Annotated in this window: 10 protein-coding genes; 3 read left to right on the forward strand and 7 right to left on the reverse strand. The window is 59.8% G+C overall.

Annotated elements, in window-relative coordinates; all coding sequences use genetic code 11:
* Positions 1-21 precede the first annotated feature (21 nt).
* The 7 genes from KX729_RS28000 to tssH form a co-directional block, all read right to left on the reverse strand.
* Positions 22-498 carry a hypothetical protein gene (locus KX729_RS28000; protein ID WP_219745775.1) on the reverse strand — a complete coding sequence of 159 codons (477 nt, stop codon included), beginning with the start codon at positions 496-498 and terminating at the stop codon, positions 22-24.
* Entirely contained in the window at positions 498-1,013 is a 516-nt protein-coding gene (locus KX729_RS28005; protein ID WP_219745776.1) for a DUF4123 domain-containing protein, read from the reverse strand. Before KX729_RS28005 ends, KX729_RS28000 begins: the two co-directional genes overlap by 1 nt.
* Positions 1,006-3,408 (reverse strand): type VI secretion system tip protein TssI/VgrG, encoded by a 2,403-nt coding sequence (gene tssI, locus KX729_RS28010; protein WP_219745777.1) that lies wholly within the window; start codon positions 3,406-3,408, stop codon positions 1,006-1,008. Before tssI ends, KX729_RS28005 begins: the two co-directional genes overlap by 8 nt.
* Before the next feature lie 33 nt (positions 3,409-3,441).
* A complete protein-coding gene (locus tag KX729_RS28015; protein WP_219745778.1) occupies positions 3,442-4,368 on the reverse strand; it encodes a hypothetical protein in 927 nt (308 codons plus the stop codon).
* A 10-nt stretch (positions 4,369-4,378) separates the two neighbouring features.
* Positions 4,379-5,461 carry a hypothetical protein gene (locus KX729_RS28020; protein ID WP_219745779.1) on the reverse strand — a complete coding sequence of 361 codons (1,083 nt, stop codon included), beginning with the start codon at positions 5,459-5,461 and terminating at the stop codon, positions 4,379-4,381.
* Positions 5,462-5,608: 147 nt separating this feature from the next.
* On the reverse strand, positions 5,609-6,085 hold the full coding sequence (locus tag KX729_RS28025) for an Hcp family type VI secretion system effector (RefSeq protein ID WP_219745780.1): 477 nt from the start codon (positions 6,083-6,085) through the stop codon (positions 5,609-5,611).
* Between the two features lie 40 nt (positions 6,086-6,125).
* Positions 6,126-8,906, reverse strand: coding sequence for a type VI secretion system ATPase TssH (gene tssH / locus KX729_RS28030; protein ID WP_219745781.1), 2,781 nt, complete (start codon positions 8,904-8,906; stop codon positions 6,126-6,128).
* Between the two features lie 298 nt (positions 8,907-9,204).
* Here tssH and tssA point away from each other — a divergent pair, with 298 nt between their 5' ends.
* From tssA to tssC, 3 genes are all read left to right on the forward strand, one after another.
* Entirely contained in the window at positions 9,205-10,218 is a 1,014-nt protein-coding gene (gene tssA / locus KX729_RS28035) for a type VI secretion system protein TssA (RefSeq protein WP_376776089.1), read from the forward strand.
* Positions 10,219-10,304: 86 nt separating this feature from the next.
* On the forward strand, positions 10,305-10,829 hold the full coding sequence (gene tssB, locus KX729_RS28040; RefSeq protein WP_219745782.1) for a type VI secretion system contractile sheath small subunit: 525 nt from the start codon (positions 10,305-10,307) through the stop codon (positions 10,827-10,829).
* 127 nt (positions 10,830-10,956) lie between these two features.
* Positions 10,957-12,438 carry a type VI secretion system contractile sheath large subunit gene (gene tssC / locus KX729_RS28045; protein ID WP_219745783.1) on the forward strand — a complete coding sequence of 494 codons (1,482 nt, stop codon included), beginning with the start codon at positions 10,957-10,959 and terminating at the stop codon, positions 12,436-12,438.
* Positions 12,439-12,464 lie beyond the last annotated feature (26 nt).

Consider the following 12,464-nt stretch of genomic DNA (forward strand, 5'->3'; position numbering starts at 1 on the left):
GTCTGTTGATCATCAAATGCCTCAAGGAACTGGAATAAGGTTACGCGGCGGAAACAGTCGTGAACCTTCGGATATGATGACATAGGCGATAAGAGCGCCGCCTGTCAGGCCGGTAATCTGGCTCATTCGTTCCATGCTGAACCAGCCAGGCTCTTCAGCCGGCGGTGCCTCGTATTTCAATTCGTTGATCGACGGGTTCGGCCGGTTGATCCACTGCTTCGCATCATTGCCGATCGGCGCCTTGTCTCCGCAATTGTTATCGGAGAAATCCTTCATGACCTTCGCGATCTGTCGCTTGAGGTTGGTGATCGCTTCATCATGTCCCGCCCAGCCGGCGCGCGTTCCGTTCAACTGGTCCATGATGCGCTCGGCGAGCCCTCGTGTCCCCGTCTCCGCTTTCTTCTGAAAAACCAGGCGGCGGACAATCTTGCGAAGTTCTTCGCAGATTTCGTCCGGAGGGCAATTTGGGCAAAACTGGCTGGATGCTGCCGCTGCCATCACGACTCCTCTTTAACTTTTTGCAGCTGGAACTGAACGCTTTCTCCGTCAAAGGCGTAGGTATCGAGCTTTCCGTTAAGCGGGATGACAACGCGCTCGGCGATCGCCCCGATCATTTTGATCTGTTCGGCGGTGGCAATCTTCAGGAGAGTGGAAAAATACATGGCGTCAGCAATTCGGGCATAGACGTGGTTTTTCCCATGCCGCCAGTAGTAGAATTTGAAAAGGCGTGACCTCATCCGCTCAAGCGGCTGAGAAGAGCCGAGCCAGACCAGACCGCCGACGGAGATGGCGTCGTCGATCAGCTTCTCCATTCGCATGGAAGGCTCATCGACCTGCACCAGAAAAGGTGCGACACGAAGATAGGTTGTCGCCGACCATCCGTTCAGCAAACTGACGAAAGGCACGTCCAGAGCCTCCAGCCTGCTGTACAGGTTGGTGATACTCGTCCCATCGACAAGGGCGACACTGGGAAGACCGGCGCTTTCCAGGAAAAGGCTTTCGAGCTTACTCACCAAAAACGATCCCTCTGGACGTTTTCATGCAGCTTTCGCTTTTCAAACCGCTTTCGATATCAAGCGAATTGGTGATGATGCGAACACGCTTTCCGGAAATGATCACTTCGTCCTGGTTCAACTCGATCATCCCTCCGGGGGTCGACAGAATGATCTTCTCTTCCGAAACGAGTATGGATTTTGCCGATGTCACCTGGACGACGCGGCTGCCGTGAATGTCGATATCCTTGCCGGATTGGATCAGTCGATATGTACCGGTCTTCTCCTGATACTCGGTGCCGACCAGCGTCTTCTTCGCTTTGCCGACATTCTCGATCTGTATCTGCCCGACATTGGTGACCTTGCTGGTGCCGATCTGCTCGACCTGCGCGACGCCAACGGTGGTCGATTGAAACGAACCGATAATGGTGTTCATGATCCCGGGAAGCGGAAACAGGCTCGACGCGGCATCGCCGACGCCGCTCCCGGATCCGGCCAGCGCCGTGCCTGCATCGGCACGCGGGCTTGGACCCGATACGACACCTTCTCGGCTGCCAAGGCCACCCATGCCGAAAAAGCCGAGCGCTGAAGAGGCAAGTGTCCCGGCAAAGGCCTCTACGCCGGGCCCGCCGCCGCCGGCGAGCTGCGCCGCTTGCGAAAGGAGGCCCGAAGTCTGCCCGGAGAGCCCCTGCACGGCTCCCATTAGCACTTGTGCCATCAGCCCCGTACCACCAACGACGGTATTCACCGAGCCACCGATCTCGTGTTTCTGGTTGCCCGAGACTTCCACGGCCCGGTTGCCGCCGATCGCCGAGACCTCATGACGGTCGACCCGCTTCGTGCGGTCGTTCAGGACCCGCGTTGTCTGGTCCTTCTGGGCATGGAAGAACATGTTCTCCCGACCATTCTCATCCTCGAAGGACATTTCGTTGAAGCCGGTGCCCTTATGGGTGTTGGAGCGCATCACCATGCGGGTCTTGTTGGCCGGCAGGTCGTAGGGCACGCCGTTCGAAGGATTGGGCACCACACCCGTCACCAGCGGCCGGTCCGGATCGCCGTCGATGAAGGCAACCATCACTTCCATGCCGATGCGCGGAATGACCTGGCCGCCCCAGGTCGAACCCGCCCAGTTCTGCGCCACGCGCACCCAGCAGGTGTCGGAACCGTCTTTTTTGGCCTTGCGGTCCCAGGGATACCACAGCTTGATCCGGCCGTATTGGTCGGGATGGATCTCCTCGCCGGCAGGACCTGCGACGATCGCCACCTGCGTGCCCTCGATCCGCGGCCGCTTCGTCTCCCGATGCGGCGTCATCGGCACCCGGGCCGGCATGCATTCGAACGTATTGGTATATTCCGGCTCGCTCGTATTGGTCTCGTAGGAGCGGTCGACCACCGTCTGGGTCATCCTGGTAACCACATGCTCCTCGTAGGCATGTTCCGGATGCGCTACCTCGTAAGGCGTGAACCGCCGCCCCACTTCCAGCACACGCGAGGTCGAGCCGCTCTTGACCCGGTCGTGATCGGCCTCGCTCGCCTGCATCCTGAGCTTCTCGGCGCGTTCCGCCTCGGCCACGGACGAAATGCGGGCCGGATATTCGTAAAGCTCGCGCTTGATCGCTTCCGGCATCTGCACCAGCGACGGCGTCATCGTGCCCGGCACCATGCGCGGCGTCTCGAAATTCCAGTCGGCACCGGCCCGCTGGCCGGGCACATAGGAATAACGCCGCGACCAGTCGTTGATATGATTGTGGTCGGAAGATCCCTGCGCCAGGCGCACCCGCCCATCGCCCTTGGCCGAAGGAGACGGACCAAGCCAGCCGCTGGCGCTGTCTCCCACATGCAGCTTGTGTTTGCCGTTCTCGTGGCTGAACCAGTAGAACAGTCCGTCCTCCTCGAAACGCCTTGTCAGATAGGCAAGGTCGGTCTCGTTCCACTGCACCGAATAGTGCTGTGGCGGTGGTGGCGTGACGATGCCGGATACGTCGGGGGCGGGAATGCCGTGTTCGGAAAACAGCGTCTCGACGATATCGACCGAGGTCTTGTCCATCCAGATCCGGCAGTCGGACCGGCGCGACAGAAGCCACATCTGCGGCCTCAGCACCATGGAATAGGACCGCAGCCCGCGGGTGACCGGCGGACCTTCGTTGAGTTCCGTCACCAGCCCGTTGAAGGGACGGCGCACGCCGCCTTCCTGTTCGACCTCGACGGACACATCCATCAGCCGGCCGATCAGCTCCTCGGGCTTGACCACCGGCTTCTTCGAACGCGCCGACACCTTGATCGTGAACAGCGAGGAGACGGCCTCCTCGATCGTCACCTGCTCCGCAAGGAGCTGGTCTTCGCCGAGCGGCGACACAATCCGCAAAACACGGCTCGCCTGAATATAATCGGCGGCACCTTGTAATAAATTATCCATGCATCAAGTCCCGTCTTGGAAGCGATCAGTTTTTCACTGTTGCGACCGGGGATTAGCTTTGAGGTAGGTTGCCAGTTCGGAGAAATACTCACCAAGCATCCTGGTATTGGCCTGGTCGGATGCCTTGCCGTAACTTTCGACAAGCGCTTTCTTTTTGGCCTTACCTTCCTCGCTTTGATAGAAATCCGTCAGAACCGAAAGATCCTGGCTGGAGAGGGTTGCGAGCGCGAACGTGATCCGCGCCTTTTCGTCCATGCGCGCGACATCCTTCGGCAGCGGCTTCTCGTTCTCGGTCTTGCCGCGCAACGATGTCACGACACCCTGCAGTTCGGATTGCAGCTTGTCCTTCGGCGCCGACGTCAGCTCGGCCGCATTGGCACCCGAGGCCGCTTCGAGCGAAGCGTACATGACCTGCGCGGTCAGGGCCGTTTCAACGGCGAGATCGGGTGACGCCATCATGTCGGCGAGTTGCGTGATGCGCGGGCCGTCTTCGGCACTGCCGACCCGCGCCTCGATTTCCTTCGCCTTGGCCTGATCCTGGCTGCGATACATCTCATCGATCTTTTCACGACCATCGACGAAAGCGGCAGCCGCCTTCGACAAGGCGCCCGGATCAACCTTGCCGTCATCGGCTTCAGCCAGGTTATCGAGGATTTCCTTGCTCAAATCGGACGCCTTGAACGAACCCCGGGCGGCTTCTTCGAGAAGCGGCGCCACCTTGGAGGCCTCGGTATTCCCCCGTTCCGTGGCAGCCTTTGCCACGGTCCCGACCATGGACGGCATCGCCGAAAGGCGCGTATCGACCTGCTCCATCTGGAGGATGGCCGTGTCGACTTTGCTGGGACCCGATGCGAAGGCAAAAGCGGACCCGCCGACGACAAGCGCCAGGACCGCAATTCCCAATCCGCCGCGGATAACCCCTGCCCTGACCGGTAACGAAGAAGAGCCGAGAAACCTCATCGAAAGCACCTCAGATCATCCGCACGTCGGTGAGCTGCCGGGGGCGCGCATCGTTGTAGAGCTTGCTGATGATCTGCTCGGCCTTGACCATCTGGGCATGCCCGGTCGGATCGAACAGGAACTTTTCCGCAAAGTTCTGGCTGGGATAGAACGGCCCGTTGCGGGTGTTGATGCTGAGCTTGTTGATGCGGTCGCGGATGCCGGAACCGATATTCTCGTATTCGATACGCTGGCCCGTTCCATAAGGAACGAACGGCTTGCCGGTGAATTTCGGAGCGACCGCTTTCGGATAATTCGCCGTGTCGGACGGCATTTGCGAGATCGACTTGCGGCTGTATTCGTTGTCGCGGCCCATCCCCCCGACGGTTCCGCCGCTCGCGGCCGGCGAATAGACCACCAGACGGTCGGAATCCAGCACGCCGCTCATATAGAAGAGCAGTTCCATCTTTTCGGCGAGTTTCGGTTCGTCGATACTGTTGCCGGACGGCGGATTGCAGAACGGAATCCGCGCCGTCATGTCCACGACCTTCAGCTTGTCCGCTTCGCTGATCGAAGCATCATCCTTCACGCCTTCGATGAACTCATGCGTGCAGATGTGGCTGGCGCGGACGAAGTCCATCAGCCTTGTCTCGTAATTGACCGAAGTCGGCGCCGAGACCAGCGTCGCGCTGCTCGTGGCGGATTCCGCCAGCTTCGTCACCTGCTTGCCGGCGACCTTCTTGGCCTCGTCGAGCACGGCGCCCAGCGCGAACATGAACGCCTTGTTGCTGTTTGCGGCAGCGACCAGATTGAAGGTGCGGTTGAGATTGTTGTTGCAGATCACCCGCACGATCGCGCGGCCTGCCACGACCCGTACCGACGTGGAGGCGAAAGCAGCCATCATGATGCTGCCGCTGAGAACCGATGCTGCGAGCACGAACATCTCGGCGGTGGCGCGGTCGCGCTCACCCTGAGCCTTCATCTCGTTATCATAATTTCTGACAGCGGCGTCATAGGCCCGCACATAGGGGCTGACGACGTTGAGTTCCCACTGAGATTTATACTTGGGAAGCCTTACAAGAATATCGCCCAGGCGTTGATTTGCGGATGCCACGATCAATCTCCCATTCTCAAAGCCGAAAAATATGTCTCAACTGACTGCGACAGCAGCCGTCTCCCGCGTGATGCGAGGACTGGCCGGTCGGCACATGGACACGACGCCGGCCGAAAAAGGCCGGCGTCGCGACTATTGAGCTGTTGTTTAAGCGGCCTTGGCCGTGGACAGGTCGTAGGACGCGATCATCGGCGACTGCGGCGAGTGGTTCTCGTCGTAAGGCGTGTACTTCACTTCCATCTTGGTGAAGTTCAGCTTGATCGTCTCGATCGGACGGTCGCCGTTGGAATCGATCGAATAGTTGGCGATCAGCGTGTTGGTGAGCGCGTATTCGATATAGGTGTCGCCCGGATTGCCGGTCGTGACCAGGTGGATGACGGCGCGCTTGCCGGTGCGGCCGGAGCACGCTTCCTGGAAGAGCTTCGTGGAGGAGGAATCGCTGACCTTGGTCAGGATGACTTCCGAAATGGTCGGCTCGGAAGCTTCGCGGTTCGCTGCGGAACCTGCAGAGGTGTTCATGTTACGGGCAACGTTCCAGTGAATGGCTTCGATGTCCATCCACTTGCGGTGCTGCTCGTGAGTCGCGTCACCCTGGATACCGTCGATCTGCAGATAAATCGGCATGTTATCAGCTCCTATTATCGGATTAAATGCCTAGTTGCGGCTAAGGCTTAAGTGCCTTTCGTCTTGCTCCTCCCCGGACGCGCTTACGGCCCGAGGGTTCTTCATCCGCCTGCCGGCTATGATCCGGTTCGGCGAATTCCGGTGGAACAGCAGCCTTATCGGCATCGATGCCGAAGCGCTGTTCGTCAAAATGAATGGTGATGCCGGCGACCTTCCGACCTTCCGCGACCGCGTCGAGGAAGAAAGTCGAAAGCACAGGCAGAAGATCGCGGGCGATCATGATCTCGATGGCGCGGGCGCCCATCTCGCTTGTCTTGGCGCGAGAAATCAGAGCTTCACGTGCCTCCGCAGACAAGGTCAGCGCCGTGCCATAGGCAGAGCCGACGCGCTCGCGGATCTTGCCGATCTGGATATCGACAATGCCCGACAGCGTTTCGCTGGTCAGCGGCATGAACGGCAGGATCGTCGTGCGGCCGAGGAAGGCCGGCTTGAAATGCTTCTGCAGCTCGGGAATGAGCAGCGTTTCCAGTGCCTCGCCTTCCGGCATCGTATCCGGATCGGCAGCGAGCGCGGTCAGCAGTTCGGAGCCGGTATTGGCCGTCATGAAGATCGTGGTGTTCTTGAAATCGATGTCGCGGCCTTCGCCGTCGCGCAACGTTCCCTTGTCGAACACCTGGTAGAAGATTTCCTGGACGCCCGGATGTGCCTTGTCGACCTCGTCGAGCAATAGCACGCCGTAAGGCCGGCGCCGCACGGCTTCCGTCAACACGCCACCTTCGCCATACCCCACATAACCGGGGGGCGAACCGAGCAGCATGGAAATCTTATGCTCTTCCTTGAACTCGGACATGTTGATCGTGGTCAGATACTGGCCGCCACCATAGAGCATGTCGGCAAGCGACAGCGCCGTCTCGGTCTTGCCGGTGCCCGACATGCCGACCAGCAGGAAAACCGCCGGCGGCCGGCGCGGATCGGAAAGACCGGCACGGGCAGCGCGCATGGCGGAAGTGATCCGCTCGATCGCCGCATCCTGGCCGAGCACCCGCTCCTTCAACCGCGCATCGAGCGTCTTCACCGTCTCGACCTGATCGGACAAAAGCTTGCCGACGGGAATGCCGGTCCAGCGGGCAACGACCGCAGCCACCGCTTCCCTGTCGACGACGCGCGGCACCAATGGCGATTCACCTGCCACCGACGCCAGACTGCGTTCCGTCGTCGTGAATGCAGCACGCGCGCTTTCCGGCGTCATCGACTGTGGCGGGAATGGCGCGACATTCGTGCCTTCCGCCTCTTCCGCCGGGGCCAGAGGCATCACGGCCTCATCTTCAGCGAACAACCCCTCCAGGCGATCCGCCTCCCGGGCGAGCCGCATCTCTTCGTCGAATTTTGTCGTCAGCGCCTCGATCTCGGTGCCGATCGCCGCACATTCGCGCTCGATCTCCGCAAGCCGCTCGGCACTTTCCGGCGTCTCCGGCTCTCCGGAAAGCCATTTGGCCTCGGTTTCCAGAAGGCTGCGTTCGTTGGTAAGAAGCTTCAGCGCTTCCGGCGACGTCTGGCGTGCCAGCGCGACGGCCGCCGCAGCGGTATCGATCAGGCTGATCGCCTTGTCCGGCAATTGCCGGGCCGGCATATAACGAGCCGAAAGCTGGACAGCGGCGACTAGCGCCTCGTCGCGGATACGAACCCTGTGATGGACCTTCAGGCTTCCGGCGACGCCGCGCAGCATGCGCACCGCGGTCTCCTCGTCCGGCTCCTGAATATGGACCACCTGAAAACGACGGGTCAGCGCCGCATCCTTCTCGATATAGCGTTTGTATTCGCTCCATGTGGTCGCAGCGATTGTCCGCAACTCACCACGCGCCAGAGCTGGCTTCAGGATATTGGCCGCATCGCCCTGTCCCGCCTGCCCACCGGCGCCGATCAGGCCGTGCGCTTCGTCGATGAACAGAATGATCGGGTCAGGTGAAGTCTTTACCGCATCGACGACGCCATGCAGGCGCCGTTCGAACTCGCCCTTCACACCGGCACCGGCCTGCAAGAGGCTCAGGTCGAGAAGCATCAGCTTTACCGGCTTCAGCCGCTCCGGCACGCTGCCGGCGGCAATCTCGAGTGCCAGCGCTTCGGCCACCGCCGTCTTGCCGACGCCGGCCTCGCCGACCAGGATCGGATTGTTCTGCCGCCGCCGCATCAGGATGTCGATCAGCTGGCGCAGCTCCCGATCACGGCCGATCACCGGATCGATCTTGCCGGAACGCGCGTCCTCCGTCATGTCACGGGTATAGAGACGCAGGAATTCGTTGTCTGAAGGCGATGAAAAAGCCGGCTTCGAAAAAACCGGCTCGGATGCGCTATCGCCCTGGCTGGACTTCGCCTTTTCCAGCTTATCGTCGAGGCGTGTCCGGTCCAGGCCGCGCATGGAAGGCGCAATGCCGCGCACGACGACCCGCAATGCCTGATCTGTGGTTAGTGCAGCAAGCAAGTCGGCTAACGAAACCGCGTTTCGTCCGAATTGCAGCGACGCAACGACCCAGGCTTCCCGGGCCAGCGACAGTACGTTCTGGGACAGCACAAGCGATGCGCCGTCTTCCCGACGAATATCGGCAATGGCTGCATCGAGCTCGGTGCGAAGCGCTTCCGAGGAAACACTAAGTTCTTCGAAAACGGCGGTAATTTCAGAATTATCAAGTAGGGCGCGCAGCCAGTGGGCAACCTCGACGACCGGCTGCTGATGACGTGCAGCAAGTGAAGCGGCTGTCTCAAGACCGACACGCAAATTTGGCTCAAGGGTCCGGATCAGACGGTTGAGATCGATATGCGACATCCGGCAGTTCCTGTCTTTTTGACGAGTGCAGTGTTCTTTCGAGATGTGAGGCGACAACTAGGGCGGTTACTCGTCATTGTCTAGCCCTTGCCGAGATAAAAATTTGCGCTATGTCAAAAAACAGCGATTTCGACAGTCGTCATCAAACTGTCACCTTTCTTTTGAGGTTGACAATCCAGTATATGAACCACACAGTAATTGCCCACGAATTTATGCTCTCATTTTTGGAGAATATGACAGCGTGAATGTGTTAAAAATTGCCAATGCATTTGATAAAGACCCTCCATGTGGAGAAAACGTGCGAACTAATACTTCGCTGCGTGCAACATACTATAGAATTAAGGACGCCAGAAGCGCCGCCAGGACCGCAGAACGGGGTATAGTCCCGGGTGAAACTATTGGACTTTCACCTGCCTGGCAGGATGTTAACAATCTCGGGTTGCAAATTCTTTCTTCCGAGAGCAAAGACATCGAAGTATTGGCCTGGCTCGCGGAGGCTCAGCTGCGGCTTCGCGGCTTTGAAGGATTGCGCGACGTCTATGACGCACTTGCGTCGCTTTTAGACAACTATTTCGATTCTCTTCACTCGATCGGCGACGACGATTTCGAGGAAAGGTTCGCGCCGCTCGCGGGCCTCAACGGCGTCGGCGGCGAAGGCACGATCATTCAGGCAATTCGCCTGACTTCCTTGATCCCCGGTGGAAAATTCGCCCAGTTTTCGCTCTGGGATTTCCAGCTTTCCCAACGGTCGACCGAAAACCAAAGGCGCGAGGAATTGCAGCAGGCGGCGACGGAATCCGGTGTCGCAGCCATGTCAGGCCACCTGAAGGTACTCCAGGAATGCATCGCGGCCTTCGACCGGCTGGTCGCTATACTTGATGCCCGCTGCGGCGATCAGGCGCCACCGAGCTCGAATACCCGCAATGTTTTGCAAGAGGCCGCCTCCGCAATTCGCGTTCTCGCCGGAATAGAGGCGAGTGCTCCGGCCGTAGATCAGGCCGAAATTCACAAGCCGGACCTGCATCCGGCCAATACGAACGAGGCGGAAACGCAGGCCGCGCCGCAGCCACGCTCAATCAGCGCCGACATGATTCGCTCCCGCGAAGAGGCGTTCGAGATGCTGGTCGCGGTGGCGCGCTATTTCCGACGCACCGAACCCCATTCACCGATTTCCATGTCGATCGAAACGCTGGTGCGTCGCGGCCGCATGGATTTTTCCGAGCTTCTTGCCGAGCTTCTGCCCGAACAGCATGCGCGTAACGCGGTGCTAACGGCGGCCGGCATCCAGCCCTCGACCGACAGGGGAGGTTGAGGGCAAACCGCCGCCTCTGCGCACCGCCGAGGCAAACCGCAACAGTCCGCATTCACAATCTGCCGATGGCATGAAGGAGAATTCCGATGGAAAGTGTGCATCAGAAACTGGAAAGGGTTCGCAAGCCGCGGGTCCATATCAAGTATGAAGTCGAAACCGAAGGCGCGATGGTGGTTAAGGAACTGCCCTTCGTCGTCGGCGTCCTCGGCGATTTTTCCGGCAATCCCACCCAGCCGCTCAAGCCCTTCGGCGAACGCAAGTTCGTCCAGATCGACCGCGACAATTTCGATGACGTGATGCGCCGCATGACCCCGGGCCTCACCATTTCCGTCGAGAACACATTGCAGAACGACGGAACCGAGCTTCCGGTTTCATTGAAATTCGAAAGCATGGACGATTTCGAGCCAGGTTCCATCGTCAACCAGGTGCCGGCCCTGAAGGCGCTGCTCGATGCACGCAACGAATTGCGCGACCTGATGAGCAAGGCCGACCGCTCGGAAGAGCTGGAACGCCTGCTCGAAGACATCCTGCAGAACAAGGCCGATCTCTCCCAGCTCATCAACCAGCTCGGTGGTGACAAGAAGGCAGAGACCAAGGACGCCGTGAACTGAGCGAATTCGGCGCGCGGGTGACCGCGCGTGCTTTGAAATTCTTTCCCATTCGTTGGCTGAGCAGCCCTTTTGCCGAAGGCGTCAACACTTACGGCATGTGCAGCTCACCAGAACAAGGATTTGAGACATGAGCGCTGACACGCAATTGCAGACCAAGGAACAGGTCGATTTCGTTCCGGACGAAAACCTGCTCTCCAAGGTCGTCGCGGCAACCCGCCAGACTGAACCGAACCGTGCCCAGGACCTGCTGCGCACCCTCACCGATCAGGCCCTCAAGGGCACGGTCACCTATGACCGCAACCTGACGATCACGCTGAACAATGCGATCGCCGAAATCGACAAGACGATCTCAGCGCAGCTTGCGGCCATCATGCAGGCGCCGGAATTCGTCAAGCTCGAGGGCTCCTGGCGCGGCCTGCAATATCTCGTCAAGAACAGCGAGACCAGCGTCAACCTGAAGATCCGCGTGCTGAATGCGTCGAAGCGCGACATTTCCAGGGATCTCGCCAAGGCGGTCGAATTCGATCAGTCGCGCTTGTTCAAGTCCGTCTATGAAGACGAATTCGGCACGCCGGGCGGCGAACCGATGGGCGCGATCGTCGGCGATTATGAATTCGACAATTCCTTCGACGACGTCCAGACCTTGCAGGGCGTCTCGATGATCGCCGCGGCCGCCTTCGCGCCGTTCATTTCGGCAGCCAGCCCGCATATGTTCGGTTTCGACGACTATCGCGAACTGGCAAAGCCGCGCGATCTCGAAAAGATCTTCGATACGGTCGAATATGCCAAGTGGCGCAGCTTCCGCGACAGCGACGATTCCCGCTTCGTGACGCTTGCCATGCCGCGCGTTCTGGCCCGCATGCCTTATGGCCCGAAGACCAGCCCGATCGATGAGTTCAACTACGATGAGACCGGCGGCTCCAAGACCGGCGAGCTGCCGCATGACAATTATTGCTGGATGAACGCCGCTTACGTCATGGGCACCCGCCTTACCGAAGCCTTCGCCAAGAACGGCTGGTGCACGGCGATCCGTGGCGCGGAAAACGGCGGCAAGGTCGAAGGCCTGCCGATGCATATCTTCGCCAGCGACGACGGCGACCTCGACCTGAAATGCCCGACGGAAGTCGGCATTACCGACCGTCGCGACGCCGAACTCGGCAAGCTCGGCTTCCTGCCGCTGTGCCACTACAAGAACACCGACTATGCCGTGTTCTTCGGCGCCCAGACGACCCATAAGCCGAAGCTCTACGACCGGCCGGAAGCCAATGCCAACGCCGCCGTCTCGGCCCGCCTGCCTTACATGATGGCGACGTCTCGTTTCGCCCACTACCTGAAGGTCATGGGCCGCGACAAGATCGGCTCCTTCATGGAAGCGGAAGATTGCGAAGCCTGGCTCAACCGCTGGATTTCCAACTACGTCAACGCCAATGACGAAGCCGGCGAAGAGTCTCGTGCCAAGTACCCGCTGCGCGATGCCAAGGTCACCGTTCAGGAAATCCCGGGCAAGCCGGGCGCCTATAACGCGGTGGCCTGGATGCGCCCCTGGCTGCAGATGGAGGAGTTGACGACCTCTCTGCGGATGGTCGCTCGGATACCCTCCAAATCCTGATGCGACGGCACGCGCGGCGCCCCCTC

Origin of the sequence: Neorhizobium populisoli (assembly GCF_019430945.1) — a bacterium.
In the GTDB taxonomy this organism is placed as follows: domain Bacteria; phylum Pseudomonadota; class Alphaproteobacteria; order Rhizobiales; family Rhizobiaceae; genus Neorhizobium; species Neorhizobium populisoli.